The sequence below is a fragment of the Pseudoalteromonas 'SMAR' genome, from assembly GCF_048515945.1.
Classification (GTDB): domain Bacteria; phylum Pseudomonadota; class Gammaproteobacteria; order Enterobacterales; family Alteromonadaceae; genus Pseudoalteromonas.
In genome coordinates this window covers 1-17,416 of record NZ_JBLWMW010000054.1, presented here as the reverse complement: position 1 = coordinate 17,416, position 17,416 = coordinate 1, and the positions used below count along the sequence as shown (strand labels likewise).

14 protein-coding genes and 10 tRNA genes are annotated in these 17,416 nt (G+C 44.5%); 19 read left to right on the top strand and 5 right to left on the bottom strand.

The features are described 5' to 3' along the window. Positions 1-255: 255 nt before the first annotated feature. From ACNKW2_RS17290 to ACNKW2_RS17240, 11 genes are all read left to right on the top strand, one after another. A tRNA-Leu gene (locus ACNKW2_RS17290) sits at positions 256-340 on the top strand. Between the two features lie 40 nt (positions 341-380). Then, a tRNA-Gln gene (locus ACNKW2_RS17285) sits at positions 381-455 on the top strand. An 81-nt stretch (positions 456-536) separates the two neighbouring features. Beyond that, positions 537-621: transfer RNA gene (locus tag ACNKW2_RS17280), tRNA-Leu, on the top strand. Positions 622-785: 164 nt separating this feature from the next. Continuing rightward, positions 786-860 (top strand) — tRNA-Gln (locus tag ACNKW2_RS17275). 81 nt (positions 861-941) lie between these two features. Beyond that, positions 942-1,026, top strand: a tRNA-Leu gene (locus ACNKW2_RS17270). 40 nt (positions 1,027-1,066) lie between these two features. Continuing rightward, positions 1,067-1,141, top strand: a tRNA-Gln gene (locus ACNKW2_RS17265). A gap of 1 nt (position 1,142) precedes the next feature. After that, positions 1,143-1,219, top strand: a tRNA-Met gene (locus ACNKW2_RS17260). 82 nt (positions 1,220-1,301) lie between these two features. Then, positions 1,302-1,386 (top strand) — tRNA-Leu (locus ACNKW2_RS17255). Between the two features lie 155 nt (positions 1,387-1,541). After that, positions 1,542-1,616, top strand: a tRNA-Gln gene (locus tag ACNKW2_RS17250). Positions 1,617-1,833: 217 nt separating this feature from the next. Further along, positions 1,834-1,918, top strand: a tRNA-Leu gene (locus tag ACNKW2_RS17245). Positions 1,919-2,301: 383 nt separating this feature from the next. Further along, positions 2,302-2,571 carry a hypothetical protein gene (locus ACNKW2_RS17240; RefSeq protein WP_419149665.1) on the top strand — a complete coding sequence of 90 codons (270 nt, stop codon included), beginning with the start codon at positions 2,302-2,304 and terminating at the stop codon, positions 2,569-2,571. A 70-nt stretch (positions 2,572-2,641) separates the two neighbouring features. Here ACNKW2_RS17240 and ACNKW2_RS17235 read toward each other — a convergent pair whose 3' ends face one another. Next, entirely contained in the window at positions 2,642-3,808 is a 1,167-nt protein-coding gene (locus ACNKW2_RS17235; protein ID WP_419149664.1) for an FAD-dependent oxidoreductase, read from the bottom strand. A gap of 230 nt (positions 3,809-4,038) precedes the next feature. Here ACNKW2_RS17235 and miaB point away from each other — a divergent pair, with 230 nt between their 5' ends. The 6 genes from miaB (at position 4,039) to ACNKW2_RS17205 (ending at position 10,258) form a co-directional block, all read left to right on the top strand. Beyond that, the gene (gene miaB / locus ACNKW2_RS17230) at positions 4,039-5,472 is read left to right on the top strand and encodes a tRNA (N6-isopentenyl adenosine(37)-C2)-methylthiotransferase MiaB (RefSeq protein ID WP_419149663.1); all 1,434 of its coding nucleotides are present in this window, start codon (positions 4,039-4,041) and stop codon (positions 5,470-5,472) included. Positions 5,473-5,523: 51 nt separating this feature from the next. Continuing rightward, complete coding sequence (locus ACNKW2_RS17225) at positions 5,524-6,561, top strand: PhoH family protein (protein ID WP_419149662.1); 1,038 nt, start codon at positions 5,524-5,526, stop codon at positions 6,559-6,561. Next, positions 6,562-7,020, top strand: a complete 459-nt coding sequence (gene ybeY, locus ACNKW2_RS17220; protein ID WP_419149661.1) for an rRNA maturation RNase YbeY — start codon at positions 6,562-6,564, stop codon at positions 7,018-7,020. Positions 7,021-7,041: 21 nt separating this feature from the next. After that, positions 7,042-7,920 (top strand): CNNM family magnesium/cobalt transport protein CorC, encoded by an 879-nt coding sequence (gene corC, locus ACNKW2_RS17215; RefSeq protein WP_336568987.1) that lies wholly within the window; start codon positions 7,042-7,044, stop codon positions 7,918-7,920. Continuing rightward, entirely contained in the window at positions 7,898-9,478 is a 1,581-nt protein-coding gene (gene lnt / locus ACNKW2_RS17210; RefSeq protein ID WP_419149660.1) for an apolipoprotein N-acyltransferase, read from the top strand. Before corC ends, lnt begins: the two co-directional genes overlap by 23 nt. Before the next feature lie 117 nt (positions 9,479-9,595). After that, positions 9,596-10,258 carry a hypothetical protein gene (locus ACNKW2_RS17205; RefSeq protein WP_419149659.1) on the top strand — a complete coding sequence of 221 codons (663 nt, stop codon included), beginning with the start codon at positions 9,596-9,598 and terminating at the stop codon, positions 10,256-10,258. Here ACNKW2_RS17205 and ACNKW2_RS17200 read toward each other — a convergent pair. Continuing rightward, the gene (locus ACNKW2_RS17200) at positions 10,255-10,977 is read right to left on the bottom strand and encodes an SIR2 family NAD-dependent protein deacylase (RefSeq protein ID WP_419149658.1); all 723 of its coding nucleotides are present in this window, start codon (positions 10,975-10,977) and stop codon (positions 10,255-10,257) included. The two genes, ACNKW2_RS17205 and ACNKW2_RS17200, sit on opposite strands and share 4 nt — an antisense overlap. 4 nt (positions 10,978-10,981) lie before the next feature. Then, complete coding sequence (locus tag ACNKW2_RS17195) at positions 10,982-11,446, bottom strand: winged helix-turn-helix domain-containing protein (protein WP_419149657.1); 465 nt, start codon at positions 11,444-11,446, stop codon at positions 10,982-10,984. Positions 11,447-11,695: 249 nt separating this feature from the next. On the opposite strand from ACNKW2_RS17195, the gene ACNKW2_RS17190 reads away from it, so the two are divergent. Continuing rightward, positions 11,696-12,064 (top strand): hypothetical protein, encoded by a 369-nt coding sequence (locus ACNKW2_RS17190; protein WP_419149656.1) that lies wholly within the window; start codon positions 11,696-11,698, stop codon positions 12,062-12,064. 129 nt (positions 12,065-12,193) lie between these two features. After that, positions 12,194-12,787: an outer membrane beta-barrel protein gene (locus ACNKW2_RS17185; protein WP_419149655.1), complete on the top strand. Its 594-nt coding sequence runs from the start codon at positions 12,194-12,196 to the stop codon at positions 12,785-12,787. Positions 12,788-12,795: 8 nt separating this feature from the next. Here the strand turns inward: ACNKW2_RS17185 and uvrB are convergent, their stop codons facing one another. Next, a complete protein-coding gene (gene uvrB / locus ACNKW2_RS17180) occupies positions 12,796-14,799 on the bottom strand; it encodes an excinuclease ABC subunit UvrB (protein WP_419149654.1) in 2,004 nt (667 codons plus the stop codon). Further along, the gene (locus ACNKW2_RS17175) at positions 14,799-16,175 is read right to left on the bottom strand and encodes an MATE family efflux transporter (protein ID WP_419149653.1); all 1,377 of its coding nucleotides are present in this window, start codon (positions 16,173-16,175) and stop codon (positions 14,799-14,801) included. The genes uvrB and ACNKW2_RS17175 overlap by 1 nt, the downstream gene beginning before the upstream one ends. Positions 16,176-17,416: the final 1,241 nt, after the last annotated feature.

The following is a 17,416-nucleotide window of genomic DNA, read 5'->3' as shown; positions in this document are numbered from 1 at the left end:
AGCACATCACTCATAATGATGGGGTCCCCTGTTCAAATCAGGGCATAGCCACCATGCTTTAATTACTACCAAAACTCATCAATCTAGTTGATTCTAAAATGCGGAAGTGGCGGAATTGGCCAGACGTTTTGAAATAACGCTGGATTTAGGTTCCCTTACACAGATGCAAAAAGATGTGCGGAAGTGGCGGAATTGGCCAGATGTTTTGAAATAGACGCTGGATTTAGGTTCCCTTACACAGATGCAAAAAGTTGTGCGGAAGTGGCGGAATTGGTAGACGCGCTGGATTTAGGTTCCAGTATCTTCGGATGTGAGAGTTCAAGTCTCTCCTTCCGCACCATGTTCTTTTAAATCAGAATTAAAACAGATTTTATTTTCGTTGGAGTATCGCCAAGCGGTAAGGCAGCGGGTTTTGATCCCGCCATTCCCAGGTTCAAATCCTGGTACTCCAGCCACTCTTCTGAAGTAGAGGAATTGGCAGTTGTCTTGAAGTAGACGCTGGATTTAGGTTCCCTTACACAGATGTTAAAAAATGTGCGGAAGTGGCGGAATTGGTAGACGCGCTGGATTTAGGTTCCAGTATCTTCGGATGTGAGAGTTCAAGTCTCTCCTTCCGCACCATATTCTTTTAAATCAGAATTAAAACAGATTTTATTTTCGTTGGAGTATCGTCTCGCCACGAAGTGGAAGCGGTAAGGCAGAGAAGAGAGAGGTTTTGATCCCTCACTCATCCACCCCCAGATTCAAATCCTGGGTTCAACAAACTATTGATTTGAAATTTTCGTTGGAGTATCGCCAAGCGGTAAGGCAGCGGGTTTTGATCCCGCCATTCCCAGGTTCAAATCCTGGTACTCCAGCCACTCTTCTGAAGTAGAGGAATTGGCAGTTGTCTTGAAATAGACGCTGGATTTAGGTTCCCTTACACAGATGCAAAAAGATGTGCGGAAGTGGCGGAATTGGTAGACGCGCTGGATTTAGGTTCCAGTATCTTCGGATGTGAGAGTTCAAGTCTCTCCTTCCGCACCATATTCTTTTAAATCAGAATTAAAACAGATTTTATTTTCGTTGGAGTATCGCCAAGCGGTAAGGCAGCGGGTTTTGATCCCGCCATTCCCAGGTTCAAATCCTGGTACTCCAGCCATGGCTATGTAGCTCAGCTGGTTAGAGCACATCACTCATAATGATGGGGTCCCCTGTTCAAATCAGGGCATAGCCACCATTTTTCTGGTAATGTTGGAATTGGCAGTTGTCTTGAAATAGACGCTGGATTTAGGTTCCCTTACACAGATGCTAAAAGTTGTGCGGAAGTGGCGGAATTGGTAGACGCGCTGGATTTAGGTTCCAGTATCTTCGGATGTGAGAGTTCAAGTCTCTCCTTCCGCACCATGTTCTTTCAATCAGAACTAAAACATTGAGCTTACCTCTATTGCTGGAGTATCGCCAAGCGGTAAGGCAGAGAAGAGAGAGGTTTTGATCCCTCACTCATCCACCCCAGATTCAAATCCTGGGTTAAAAATTTGTTTTGAGCTTACCTCTATTGCTGGAGTATCGCCAAGCGGTAAGGCAGCGGGTTTTGATCCCGCCATTCCCAGGTTCAAATCCTGGTACTCCAGCCATCTCTTTTGAGATGCTATATAGTTATAAATACCAAAATAATGTGTAAAGTAGTGGAATTGGCCAGATGTCTTGAAATGGACGCTGGATTTAGGTTCCCACCTGATACATTTATAGATACCAAAATAATGTGTAAAGTAGTGGAATTGGCCAGATGTCTTGAAATGGACGCTGGATTTAGGTTCCCACCTGATACATTTATAGATACCAAAATAATGTGCGGAAGTGGCGGAATTGGTAGACGCGCTGGATTTAGGTTCCAGTATCTTCGGATGTGAGAGTTCAAGTCTCTCCTTCCGCACCATTTATTATCATCTTTTCTAATTATATTTCACTCGTTCATCTCAGGCTAATGTTGTATCCGTTATTCTTAAGTTTTATCGCTGCTAGGAATAACCGTGTTAAAGCGTCTTTTTCTCTTACTTACCTGTGCATTAGCATCGAATACAACCTATGCTGCGAATAATAATGCCTGCTTACCACCTCAAATCGAACTCTCGCTGACACACTTTAGCTATTGCCTTTCTCAAAGCCAGGTGGACAAAATTTCATTTAATACCTTTGCTAATGGCTCCTACTCTATATTAATCAATGGTGAGCAGGAAAAGTTGAGGTTAAGCCTAATGTCTAGCTCAACCGCTTTAGCCGGTTTGCCAAAAAAAATACGATTTACAGCCGTTAACCTTCTTGAATCAGCTATTAAATGAAAACGTTGATATACACAGCAACGACAGAGAGAAATTACATCGGGTATTTGGCTTAATTGACGAAGCTAACCTGTTCACCGCTAGCAACAAAGGGAATCATGTTTTTTCTTCAATCAGGGCTTCAGGAAATCAAACCGCGTATATTTTAACTGCCGATAGCCGCTGGCTGCTCAAAGTTGAAGGCCAATTTGAAATCGGTGAGCTGATGTCACAGGTGACTAGATTACAATTTAATCCGCCGCCAGGGTAAGCGGCGGTAGGCTATACTTTGCGGATTTATTGCTAATATTAATCGACATTACTATTTACTTAAACCGCAATCAGAAGCCCACGCCACCCATGGCATGTTTTAGCACTTGCTTTTTAATTGGCCCGGCCTTGTTTCCAAGGTTTAGTGCAAGGTTTCTTAGATGTTTTAACGGCCCAAGCTGATTAGAGAAACCAAAATAACAGGCATCCATCATGCTCATCATCAATAAGTTATCTTTCCTGCGCTCAGACTCATAAGTTTTTAACGCTTTTAAACTGCCAATATCTTCCTGGCTTTCTAACGCTTGAGCTAATGCCTGTACGTCTTTAAAGCCAAGGTTAACCCCCTGCCCTGCTAACGGGTTAATGGTGTGTGCCGCATCTCCGACTAATACTAAGCGCTCGGCTACATAGGTGTTAGCATGTTGGCGAGCGAGGGGGAATACCGCTACTTGCTCGACGTCAAAGTCGCCTGGCAGGGCAAAAAAAGCCTCCTTTATTTGCTCTTTTAGCGCCTTGTGATCGAGCTGCTTGAGTTGCTTTAACTTGTTGCCATTATCGTACCAAATAAGATTGGCGTAAGGATATTGCATAGGCAAGAACGCAATGGGGCCTGAAGGTTTAAACTGTTGCCAGGTTTTTTCTTGTTGCGGCGCATCTAGTTTAATTAAAACCCCCATGCAATGCTGATCATACTGCCAGCCGGTGACGCCAATGCCAGCCATTTGCCGTATTATGGAGCGGCCACCGTCTGCAGCAATCAATAAATCAGCAGTAAACTGCTGATTAGAGTAAGCAATGGTAATACTGTCGTTGTCTCGAGTAATCGCCAGCGGCAAGCCTTGGGGTGATACCACATCAATGTCTAACACCGCAAACTGCTGCCACAGTGCAGCTTGGATCAGCTTATTTTCTATTAAATGACCTAAATGTGAACTATTCAGCTCTTGGCAATCAAATACCAACTGGCCTGGTTTCGATTCATAGGCTTCAAGCTGTTTGTATTGCGCTGCTCTGGTCTTTTTCAACAAAGGCATAGCCTGGAGCTCATCAAGTAACTGCTCAGAAAAGCGATTAATGGCTGAAACACGAATATCTACTTCATCACTGTTAAGCACTTGCTCAGCAGAAATGGGGTTTTGTTCGATCACTGTTACCTTAATACCTTGTTTTGCCAGTTTTACCGCAGCGGCCGCGCCAACCATACCGCCGCCAACAATCAGTGCTTTGTTTTTCATGCCATATTCCACTTTTTTGAGTCCTAGTGCATTGTAACCTATATCAAACTTGATGTTGGCTTAAAACCCCATCTGTTGATCCACATTTTGAAAGTTAAAATCTATACTTGGCTAGACAAGATAGGTCATATAAAATACGCGTCCTTTAGGCATAATGATATCAATTCAGCATCGCCCACACGAGAAACGCGTAGTGCTAAATACCGAGTTGTAAACGAGGCAATATTTAAATGAGTAAAAAACTGCATATTAAAACCTGGGGTTGTCAAATGAATGAATACGACTCCCAGAAAATGGCGGATCTTTTGGATTCTACAAATGGCTATCAGCTTACTGAAGCAGCTGAGCAGGCTGATGTGATCCTACTCAACACTTGCTCGATACGTGAGAAAGCGCAAGAAAAGGTTTTCCACCAACTTGGTCGTTGGAAGCTATTAAAAGACACCAACCCAAATCTAGTGATTGGTGTTGGTGGTTGTGTGGCTTCACAAGAAGGCGATGTTATTCGTCAACGTGCGCCTTTTGTTGATATTGTTTTCGGCCCGCAAACATTACACCGCCTGCCAGAAATGATCCGTCAAGTGCAAGATAAAGAAGGGTCAGTGGTTGATATTTCATTCCCTGAAATTGAAAAGTTCGACCGTTTGCCAGAGCCAAAAGCGGAAGGGCCAACGGCGTTTGTTTCTATTATGGAAGGCTGCTCGAAATACTGTACTTTCTGCGTGGTGCCTTACACTCGTGGTGAAGAAGTAAGCCGGCCATTGGATGACGTGATTTTAGAAGTGGCTCAGCTTGCAGAGCAAGGCGTACGTGAAGTTAACTTACTGGGTCAAAACGTTAATGCCTACCGCGGTGAAATGCACGATGGTGAAATCTGTTATTTCTCTGATTTATTACGTTATGTGGCTGCCATTGATGGTATTGACCGTATTCGTTACACTACTTCACACCCAGTGGAATTTACTCCCGATATCATCGAAGCCTATGTCGATGTGCCAGAGTTGGTCGATCATTTACACCTGCCGGTACAAAGTGGCTCGGACCGTATCTTGAATCTGATGAAGCGTGGTCATACGGCGCTTGAGTACAAGTCTACCATTCGTAAGCTGCGTAAGATCCGCCCTAACCTAAGTATGTCGTCAGACTTCATTATCGGCTTCCCTGGTGAGTCCAATGCCGACTTTGAAGCAACCATGAACCTGATTAACGACATTGGTTTTGACATGAGCTTTAGCTTTATCTATTCAGCGCGTCCAGGTACCCCAGCAGCGGATTTACCTGACGATGTTGCTGAGTCTGAGAAAAAAGAACGCTTATATATTTTGCAAAACCGTATTAATCAAATGGCGCAAGATATTAGCCGTAAGATGCACGGCACCGAACAGCGCATCCTAGTAGAAGGCCCGTCGAAGAAAAATCCTATGGAGCTGCGTGGCCGTACTGAAAATAACCGCGTAGTAAACTTTGAAGGTCCACATTCTGTGATCGGTCAATTCGTTGATGTACGTATTACCGAGGCGCTACCTAATTCATTGCGCGGCGAACTCATTCGCACCGAGGCAGAGATGGACCTACGTCGCGATGTTAAACCTTCAGACATCTTAAACAAAGCGCCACAAGAGCCTGAAGCCAACGCCATAGGCGTTGCGACTTTTACCCCTTAGCTTTACATTACACGCTAGCTTCGGCTAGCGTGATTTATATAGGAAGACATTTTGAGTAATCAGTTAAAGAATATAGAAATTTACTTAGAACCCGCCGATAACCATCGACTTTCCTCCCTTTGTGGCCCGTTCGACGAAAACTTAAAACAAATAGAGCGACGCTTAGGGGTGGAGATTGCCCATCGTGACAACTGGTTTAAAGTAACCGGTCAAGTGGTTACTGCTAAAGCCGCTGTAGACATTCTAAAATCTTTATATGTTGAAACTCAGCCTGTTAAAGGAAAGATGCATGAAATTGAGCCAGATCAGGTGCACCTTGCCATTACAGAAGCGAATGTCTTAGAGCAAGAAGCTCCTTCGGTATGGGACAAAGAGGTTTACATTAAAACTCGCCGTGGCGTGATCAAGCCACGCAACCCAAATCAGAGCCAATATGTGGCAAATATCTTAAACCACGATATTACCTTTGGTGTTGGCCCTGCAGGTACCGGTAAAACTTACCTTGCTGTTGCCGCAGCAGTTGATGCCCTTGAACGCCAAGAAATACGCCGTATTTTGCTTACCCGTCCAGCGGTTGAGGCTGGTGAGAAACTGGGTTTTCTACCAGGTGATTTAACCCAGAAAATCGACCCCTATTTACGACCCCTTTACGACGCCTTGTTTGAAATGCTGGGCTTTGAGAAAGTGGAAAGGCTAATCGAAAAAAACGTGATTGAAGTGGCACCACTGGCCTATATGCGTGGTCGTACTCTTAATGATGCCTTTATTATTCTTGATGAAAGCCAAAACACCACGACAGAGCAAATGAAGATGTTTCTGACTCGTATTGGATTTAATTCCAAAGCCGTTATCACCGGTGATATCACGCAAATCGATTTACCTCGAGGTGCTCGCTCAGGCTTGCGTCATGCGGTAGAAGTATTAAGTGAATTGGATGAAATTTCTTTCAACTTCTTTAAGTCTCATGATGTGGTCAGACACCCAGTGGTGGCCAGAATCGTAGAAGCCTATGAGAAAAAAGAAGAACAAGAACGTCAAGCCAAAGCTGCCAAACATCAGGCAAAGCAGCCATCAACCGAGGATAAGTAGTTGCAACTAACCCTAGACTTACAACTGGCCTGCGAGTTTGCCAACTTACCTTCAGAAGCGCAGTTTCAACGCTGGGCTGAGCATGCGCTAAGCTCTTTTCGCGAACAAGCAGAGATGACCATTCGCTTAGTCGATAACGCCGAGAGCCAAGAGCTTAATAGCCAATACCGTGGCAAAGACAAGCCAACCAATGTTTTATCCTTTGAATTTGATGCCCCACCGGGAATTGAATTGCCACTTATTGGTGATTTAATTATTGCTCCGGCAGTGGTATTACAAGAAGCACAAGAGCAAGAAAAGACGTTTCATGACCATTTTGCTCACATGGTGATCCATGGCTGCTTGCATTTACTCGGATTTGACCATATAAATGAACAGGACGCGGTAGAAATGGAAACCATTGAGAAGCAAATACTTGCCACTTTGGATATCGCCGATCCTTACAGAGACGATTGTTAATAAACGGAGCAGACATAACTAATGAGCGACGATAACTCGCAAAGTAGTCAGGGTTCTTCTAGCAAGACCTGGCTGGGACGCATCACACAGATGCTGCAAGGGGAACCCCAAAACAAAGAAGAACTGGCTGAGGTCATTGCTGATGCGCAAGAGCGCCAGCTTATCGATCCTGAAACCAAGGACATGATGGAAGGTGTACTGAGTGTCTCTGAACTGAAAGTACGCGATATTATGATCCCGCGTTCGCAAATGATCACCCTTGATGTTGATCAGTCGCTGGCTGCGCAATTACCCATGATGGTGGAGTCTTCGCACTCACGCTTTCCGGTGATATGTGAAGATAAAGATCACGTCGAAGGCATTTTGCTGGCTAAAGATCTGCTCCCTCTTATTTTACGCGATGAAACCGAGCTCCCTGCGATCCGTGAATACCTGCGCCCAGCCGTTGTGGTTCCTGAAAGTAAACGGGTTGATACGCTACTGAATGAGTTTCGTCAGAAGCGCTACCATATGGCCATCGTAATCGATGAATACGGTGGTGTTTCCGGTCTCGTTACCATCGAAGACATTTTAGAAACCATCGTCGGTGAGATTGAAGACGAACACGATGATGATGAAGATCAACAAGATATTCGCCAGCTGTCAAAACACGTTTATACCGTGCAAGCCTTAACGCCGCTGGATGAATTTAATGAGTTCTTTAATACCAATTATGACACCCAAGAAGCTGACACCATTGGCGGTATTATTTTGCATGCCTTTGGTCATATGCCTAGCCGTGGTGAAACCATAGATATAGATCCCCTTCAGTTTAAGGTAACTAACTCCGACAACCGGAGGATCTTACAAATTCAAGTAAGTATACCTAAATCTGAACATGTTGAAGACTCTAGCTTCTAAGTTAAGCGCTTTAGCACAAGATAAACTTGCATGGCTGGCCTTGTTGGCTGGCTGTGTGCTCACCTTTGCATACGCCCCGTTTGGCCTGTGGCCGCTGACCATCACTTGCCTTACTTTGGCATTGTGGCTTACTGATAATGGCCATGCCAAACACGTTGCTAAATACGCATTTTTATTTGCTTTTGGCTGGTTTGCAGCGGGGATCAGCTGGGTCCACGTGTCCATTGCCGAATTCGGCGGTCTACCGCTGCCGATTTCCATACTATTAATGGCACTACTTTGTGCTTACCTTGCTATTTACCCGACTTTGGCACTGTTATTTGGTCATTACTTTAGGCATTCACCGTGGCAGCGCAGTGGTGCACTAGTCATTGGCTTTGCCGTGACTGAATGGCTACGAGGCCACCTATTAACGGGTTTCCCTTGGCTGAGTTTTGGCTACTCACTTACCGATTCGCCACTGAATGTATTGGCCCCGTGGGTGGGTGAGTTTGGCTTAACCTTAATCACCGTATTTATGGCCTGTGTTCTGTATTACTTGTTGCTTAAGCGCGCATTCCAGTTTGCTGTGGCCGGCGTTGCTGTGTTATTGGGCTTGTTCAGTATGCCCTATTTCAGTCAATCGCCCACTCAGTATTCTGGCCACTCAATTACCGCTTTGCTGGTGCAAGGCAACATTAAACAAAGTCTGCGTTGGCAACCTGAACAGTTTTGGCCCACCATGTCGAAATACCGCGATATGACTCGTAAACATTGGCAAAACGTCGATTTAGTGGTGTGGCCTGAGGCCGCTATCCCTGAATTTGAGGACATCGCCTACCCGTTTTTAGAGGGACTTGATAAAGCCGCCGCATTTAATGATACCGCCTTGATCACAGGTATCCCCGATTATCAGTTTGCCACTAAAACCGCATACAACACGCTAATTACTTTGGGCAAAAAAGAAAAGCAGGACAGCGAAGGACAATACCACTACTTACACAAGAACCGTTATCAAAAGCATCAATTACTACCAATTGGTGAGTTTGTGCCATTTGAAGCGCTGTTACGCCCCATCGCTCCGCTGTTTAACTTAGCCATGTCATCTTTTACTCGCGGCGCAAAAGTACAACCTAACTTACTTGCCAATGGTTTGCATGTATTGCCTGCCATTTGCTATGAAATTGCCTTTAGCGAGCTGGTCAGAGGCAATTTTAACGCACAATCAGACCTCTTATTCACAGTCAGTAACGATGCCTGGTTTGGCGACTCTCATGGCCCTCATCAACATATGCAGATTGCCAGAATGCGTGCTCTGGAGCTGCAGCGCCCGCTGGTGAGAGTTACCAACAATGGGGTAACTGGTGTTTATGATCCGATTGCTCACTCTCAGCAAACCATCCCACAATTTGCCGCCAATGTATTGAAGACCGACGTACAGCTTATCTCTGGCGTCAGTTGGTATGCCGAGCAAGGTAATCGCCCGATTTGGCTATTGCTGACAATGATACTGATAGCGCTAGGTGGTGCTCGGCTTAAGCCTTACCTGCTAAGTAAATTTGAGCGTAACTTTCTGTAGTGGTCTTAGGGTTTCCAAGTAGGCTGTAGCATAAGTTTATCCCAACCCTAAAAGCATGCCAAAACAGCACATAATAGGCTATCATAACTGCATATTTGTTAACGCATGGCTTGGTTTATGTCTAATAACCGTTTAACCCACTTCTTAGTGGCCTTGAAAAGCGCAGACGTCGATAAAATCAAAACGGCTTTCTCATCTGGCGACATTGCCGCGCAAGTCGAAGCGCTGAAGTTTCTTTTTCAAAGTGCTCAAAGCAACGATAAGTTATATGGCCACTATCAAGATATCGCCACCGTGTGTTTACAAGCTGCGGATTTCCCCGACACCATGATCGGGGCGATAAATTCATTAGAAAAATTCGCATTCTTTAGCGCCCCACTGCTCCAAACAGAGCAAGTTACTCGGCAAAATCAACAAGGCAACAATATATTACATACGCTGCTGGCGACACTCAGTGCCGCAGATAATGGCCTGAACTACTTAAGAACCCTGTTGCACTTTGAGAGTAAAGAACAGCTGCAACAGGCTTTGTGGCAAAGAAATAATAAGCAGTTAACACCGCTAGAGTGTTACTTAGCATTAAACCCAAACACCGACGCGTTAGCCATTCAGGAGCTGAGTGCTTTGTTGGGGTTAATAGAAGTTGAGCGCCGCGGCCCACATACGGTAATGAACCATAACGCCAGTGTTATTGAGTCGCACTTAAAACAACAACAACGATTAAGTAGTTATAAACGCTTTTTATTGACCACCTACTACAGCGCTGAAGCGAGTCTTTAACCACCAAGACTATCGATGTAGTCGTTGGCCGTCATGCGATGGTAAGTGACCTTGTTGTGCATAATCGCCGCTGGGTGTGGGTCTACGACTTCGATGGCAATGTCATTTAGCCTAGCAATTTCCAGTGCCATTTGGGTGATATTGACACTAAACGACGTGCCCATAAACACCATTTTATCAGCACTGTGCATCTGTGCTTGGGCTTCAGAAATGCGATATAAATCGGTATAGAACTCATCAAATAACAGCACATAAGGCTTCAAAGAGACGCCCTTTTGCGGTCCTTTAGCGCCAATTTTAAACAGCTCAAGCAGTGATGAGGCCAGTGCACTGTCGTCCACTTCATCCCAAGGCGCTGGTTGCGGTGTCACCACCTCACCCTGAGTATGAAATGGCGTCACCTGATCAACTCGACCATGAATGGCGATGTAATCTCGATTGCCAGCTTTGCCATCTAAGCCATCAATATTTTGGGTGATCAGGCATTTATCTTTTAACCACAGATGCGTGCGGTTGGGGCCATGGTGGCGATAGCTGACAAAACGCTGATAATACCACTGTAAAAACTCACTGGGGTGCTGTTTATACATGGCCCGTGTGGCCATTTTCTGCGGCGTGTAATTCGCCGAGCCAATAGTCCAATAACCATCTTCACCACGAAATGTCGGTATACCACTTTGTGCGCTCACCCCAGCTCCGGTGATGTAGAGTGTCTTCATGGCATTAAGAAACGCTAAAGTAAACCGCTGCTGCAAGGGCTAATGCAGCGCCAGCCAAGCCCAATAGTGGCAACTTGTTCTCCCCTTTTACTGGAGCCTCTTCAGCCTTCACTGAGGGCTGTGTATCACCCTCTGTACTTTGTGCTGGTGCTGGGTCGCTGTGTGCTTGCTCTGATACCACTGAGCAAGGAATTTGCCACTGATAGCCCTTACGTGAAAACGTTTTAATGGCGTCATCACCAAATAACGCTCGTAGATGGCCAATATTTTGAAACACCACCTGATCGGTCACCTTGCGTTCGGGCCACGCGCTATGCAGGATATCTTCTTTGCTATGGATGGTTTCAGGAGCCGCTAAAAACAGGGCTAAAATCTTCGCCGGCTGCTGTTTTAAATTGAGCTTTTTATCGTCTTTGTGGAGTGTCAATTCTTTGCTGTCGAACAAAAAATCCTTAAAAGCATATTTCATTTTCCCTAGTTCCTAACCTTTTCGTTATTATTTTATCTGTTGATTATGCAATGCACTTAGTGTTTATAGCGAAACACCAGCGGAAAATATAGCTATTTATAATACTAATTTACAAAATACCTAAAAGTGCTGCCTAGTATAAAGTTAAACATCAGAAAATCTCTACTCTAGGGGCAGAATTAATCATCTGGACGGAGAGCCTAGTTAGCTATAAGCTCTTGCTTTTATTCATACAGTTAATGGTTAGCTATGGCTTTTCTACCATTGTTATTGCCACTGATATTAATTAAAACTTCGCTGTTGGGGCTGGGTATGGTAACCATTGCGTTGGCCGCTGGTTTTAGTGTCCTGCTGCGATTGTTATCTAGGCTTTTTGATGCCAACGTCACCAAAAAGCTTCGGCAACTTTTTACCATAGCCATGGTCGCGCACCTTCTCGCTTACCTGGCTTTAATCATAAAGTTATTGTTGCTGCAAGGCTGGCAGGACATTCCTATGTTTATAGCCAGTCATATCGTTATTCACCATGTTTGGTGCGGCTTAACCGCTTTACTGATAACCGTATTGACCCTAAGTAACTACCATTTACTGCGCCCCTCAGAAAAAATAAGCGCATGATTCTGTAGTATTTTGTAAGAGAATATAGCGCTTAGGTAACGCTTACTTACCGTTCTTAAACGTTAGCTAACAGACCAAGGTTATACCAAGCAGTAGACTTTTGCTGTGTTTTCAGAATGGAATTAAAAGATGAAAAAAATAACCTTAGGATGTGTCACTCTGCTGGCCGTGAGTTTATCGGGCCAGGCTAAACAAAATGACGAGCGACACCGCCTTGGTGTCGACTTTTCTGCAGCAAGTGCCTCTTATCGCGGCTCCAGTCTCGACGGTGACGGAGTTGGTCAAGCTTACCTTTATTATAATTATCAAGTTATGCCGAAACTCACTTTTGAGCTTGGCTATACCAATGGTGCTGATCTCGACGACTGGCATTGCAAAGACGATAACGACCGCCAATTCACCTGCAACCAAAATAATAAGTCTTTATTTGGCCTTGGTGCCGACGAGCTGGAATACGCCAATGTCACATTTGCCGCCAAGAGCTATTATCCGGTAACAGAGAATAGCTATTTGTACGGTAAACTCGGCTTAACCTATTTTGGCTATAAGTTTTTCCGCGATGGCAACAAATTAGGACATGATAATGGTATTGGCTATGTGCTAGAAGCCGGTTGGCAGTATGATTGGAATAACGGCATGGCTGTAAATGCCGGTTACCGACACCAAGATATGCAAGATTTGGATATCTCCGGCTTTACCCTTGGTGTCAGTTACCGTTTTTGATTTTGCATCTAGGCTTTAATCAGTTTTTTCTGCAACAGCTGCACTTGGTCACGAACCTGGGCAGCTTTTTCAAACTCGAGCTCCTTGGCTAACTTCATCATTTCCCCTTCCAGACGGTCGATTTCTTTAGCTATTTCTTTGGCATCCAATGCTGGCATACCCGGTTTAAATTTATCGTCAATACTCGCTAATTGTTCATTATCAACTTCTTCTCCTAAGTCCATGACATCAGTAATTTTCTTATTTAATGCCGTTGGCGTGATGCCGTGTTCTTCATTATAGGCTTGCTGCTTTTCACGGCGTCGTTGCGTTTCATCAATTGCCTGACGCATTGAGTTAGTTATACGATCACCATATAAAATGGCTTTACCATGAAGGTGGCGTGCTGCACGACCAATGGTTTGGATCAAAGAGCGAGTGGAGCGCAAGAAGCCTTCTTTGTCCGCGTCTAATATCGCCACTAACGACACTTCTGGCATGTCTAGGCCTTCTCTTAACAGGTTGATGCCTACTAACACATCAAAAACCCCTTTTCGCAAATCCCTGATGATCTCCATGCGTTCTACGGTATCGATATCCGAGTGCAAATAGCGTACTTTGACATTGTGGTCATTGAGGTAATCGGTAAGGTCTTCCGCCATGCGCTTAGTTAATGTGGTGACCAGTACTCGTTCATTAACCTCTACCCTGCGATAAATTTCCGATAATAAGTCATCTACCTGTGTGGCTACCGGGCGTACTTCTACCTCGGGGTCTAGTAACCCAGTAGGACGGATCACCTGCTCAGCTACGTCGCCATTGGATTTTTCTAGCTCATAATCACCAGGTGTCGCCGACACATAAATAGTCTGTGGCGAAATCGCCTCAAACTCGGCAAATTTGAGTGGCCGATTATCCAGCGCTGAAGGTAATCGAAAACCATATTCCACTAGGTTTTCTTTTCGGCTGCGATCGCCTTTGTACATGGCGCCGACTTGCGAGACGGTCACGTGAGACTCGTCAATTATCATTAAGGCGTCGTCAGGAAGGTAATCGAGTAATGTTGGCGGTGGCTCGCCAGGCGCTCGCCCAGAGAGGTAACGACTGTAGTTTTCAATTCCTGAGCAATAACCCAGCTCTGTCATCATTTCAATATCGTACTGAGTGCGCTGCGCAATCCGCTGTTCTTCCACCAGGCGGCTTTTATCCAGCAATTGTGCGCGACGCTCTTTAAGCTCTTTTTTGATCTTTTCTATGGCATCGAGGATCTTTTCTCTTGGCGTAACATAGTGGGTTTTTGGATAGATCGTTGCCCGTACTAAGTGCTTCTCCACAGCCCCTGTTAGGGGATCAAACAAACTTAATCGTTCAATTTCATCATCAAACATTTCAACCCGCACCGCAATGGTTTCCGATTCTGCAGGGAAGATATCAATCACTTCACCGCGGACACGGTAAGTGCCTCGGCTGAAGTCCATGTCGTTGCGGGTATACTGCAGTTCAGCAAGGCGACGCAGCATATCTCTTTGATCTATGGTTTCGCCCACCTTCAGTAATAGCATCATCTTCATATAAGAATCAGGGTCGCCCAAACCATAAATGGCAGACACCGACGCCACTATAATGGTGTCGCGACGCTCTAATAAGGCTTTTGTGGCTGATAAACGCATTTGTTCAATGTGATCGTTTATCGAGGCGTCTTTTTCTATAAAGGTATCGCTGGCAACCACATAGGCTTCGGGCTGATAATAGTCATAGTAGGAAACAAAGTATTCCACCGAATTGTGTGGAAAAAATTCTTTCATTTCTCCATATAGTTGCGCTGCTAATGTTTTGTTATGCGCCATTATAATGGTCGGGCGATTAAGATTATTCACTATGTTGGCCATAGTAAAAGTTTTACCTGTCCCTGTTGCTCCTAATAAGGTTTGATGCGCCAGGCCCGCCTCTAAACCATCACACAGTTGAGCGATGGCGGTCGGCTGATCACCACTTGGCTGAAATTCAGATACCAATTGAAATTTATCTTCCATTACACTTCCTCATTAGCAGCGTTGACAGCAATATCATCTATCACTTTTTTAAACCACTTATAGGCCAACACCGCAGTAAATAAATTACCCAGCGCGGCACCAACAAATAATCCAGTTAGGCCAGCCAGCTGCGAGCCCAAGTACGCCATAGGTACGTAAAATACAAACAAACGGATGACACTCAACACTAATGCCTTTAGAGGTTTATGTAAGGCATTAAAGGACGAGTTAGTGAGAATAATCACCCCCTGTAAGCCATACCCTAGCGGCATAATGTATATAAACAGTTCAATGGTCTGTACCACTGCCGGCTCTTGACCAAATATATGACTAATAAATTGTGCACAAAGTACCAACAACACATAAATGATGAATTGAAACGCCATAACAAACTTCAGCGTTTGCGTATAAGCATCGGATACTCGGTTAAAATAGTTGGCCCCAAAGTTTTGACTAATAAACGGAGGTAAGGTCATGGACAACGCCAGCACCACTAAGCTAGCAATAGACTCAATGCGACTGCCGACACCAAATGCCGCCACCGCTTCCGGGCCAAAGCTTGCAATCATGGCTGTCATGACCGCCATCGCTAAGGGGGTTAACATATTTGCACCTGCAGCAGGCAAGCCAATGGTGAGGATTTTTTTCGTTGCACCGATAAATGAAGTATAGCGTGCACTCAGTGACACTAACCCCTTCTTTATGATCAGCAAGTATAAAATGATGCCAACGCCTAAACTCCAGGAAATCACACTGGCCACTGCCGCCCCTTTTACGCCCATTGGCGCAATCGGCCCCCAACCAAAAATTAAAACAGGGTCGAGTATGGCGTTCACCAGCCCGCCAAGCCCCATAACAATACTTGGGGTTTTGGTATCGCCGCTGGCACGTAATACCGAGTTGCCAATCATAGGCGTGACCAATAACACTGAGCCGAGGAACCACACCGACATGTAGTCATTGATATAAGGCATAACTTCTTGGTTGGCACCAAGCAATACAAAGATAGGTTGAGTAAATAGGTAGCCAAATATTGAAAGCAGTAATACCAGCAGTGCCGAATTAATTAATGACACAGCCGCGTCAAACTTCGCTTCTTCAAGACGGTCACTACCCAAAGCTTTTGCTATCACCGCTGATGTGCCAATTCCTAAGCCAATGGCAAGACTAATAACAGTAAAGGTAACAGGAAAGGTAAAGCTAATGGCAGCCAGAGGTGCCGTACCCAACATACTAATAAAGAAGGTATCGACAAGATTAAACATCATCAGCGTGATCATGCCGAATATCATGGGTACAGTCATTCGCTTTAACGTCGCGCCAATATCGCCATGGAGGATATCGTTACCATTAGAATGTGGCTTGGCTTGATTCATAACAACCTATTTCGGATACTTAGGAGCGAGCCATTGTAGTCTATTCAAGATCTCGTTGCTATTAACTAAGCCAAGTGAAGAAGATAAATCTGAAGCGGTTGCTGAGGGCCTAAAATAACAGTGGAATACAGATTTGAGCAGGGTTATCAACAGATCTCATCACCAACTGAGCAATTTTGACAAAATTGTGGTAATACCAACCTAAAGTAGCATGTTTTTTGCACAGACCTAGGGCGAAAAGTTCATAAAAGCTTCATACTGAGTAACAAATAAACTAAATTATCCATTTCAACTTAAACCGTTGATTTTTATCATATAAAAAATTTTCCATTTTTTACTTGAAACCGCTGCAGCGCCCAGATTTCATAGTCTTGCAATACTTCTTAAATATTAATAAACAATGTTATCCACAGATTCCGTGGATAAGTCTCGCAAAGCCAATAAAATAAAGGCCTGTAACAACCTCTAGCGACGATCGAGCTAATTGAATGACTGATCAGCACGCAAAAATAAACTGGATCAATTGAGATCGATCGACTAATCTAGTTGGGCGCATTTTTTCAGCGTTTGTCTCACCCACTTACAAGGAATGTATAAGGCAATGAAAAGAAAGGAATTTTATAGAATCTCAACTAGCTAACCCATACTTTACAAGCGCATCACGAGCAATAAGCCACTGTGGTTCTGCACAATTTCCTTGCCTCAACAAACGCAACCAGAGATCCTTTCTGGTAGGTTTACTTGTGGCCGCAAAGATCAAAATTAAACATCGAAAAACACCACTTTAAGCACACATTTCAAACAAAACGCTCAAAAATTACAAAAAACTCACCAAACCACTGGTTAGAAATACAGTAAATATAAATATATAGACGTTTTTATACACATCAGAAGGCTTTTGCACAGTATCCACCAGTTTCTCTCAGTGAATAAAATGACCCTAATTAGGCTGGTAATAATGAAGTGCGATACATAAGCCTCTTGAATGGGGGCTTGATTGCACTCTTTATAGTGGTACTCTGAATGCACGTGAGTCATACTAATAATCGTCTTACTCCCAAGCATGAGCTAAAAAGGCAGCAATTAGCACAGAATTTCATCGCTTAATGCAGTTTTTTACGTTTCTATGATTTTAGTGGTTGACACCTTGCAATGTCGTCATTAATATTTCGCCCCGTTGAGAGACACGCTTCCCCCTTAGCTCAGTTGGTTAGAGCGACGGACTGTTAATCCGCAGGTCC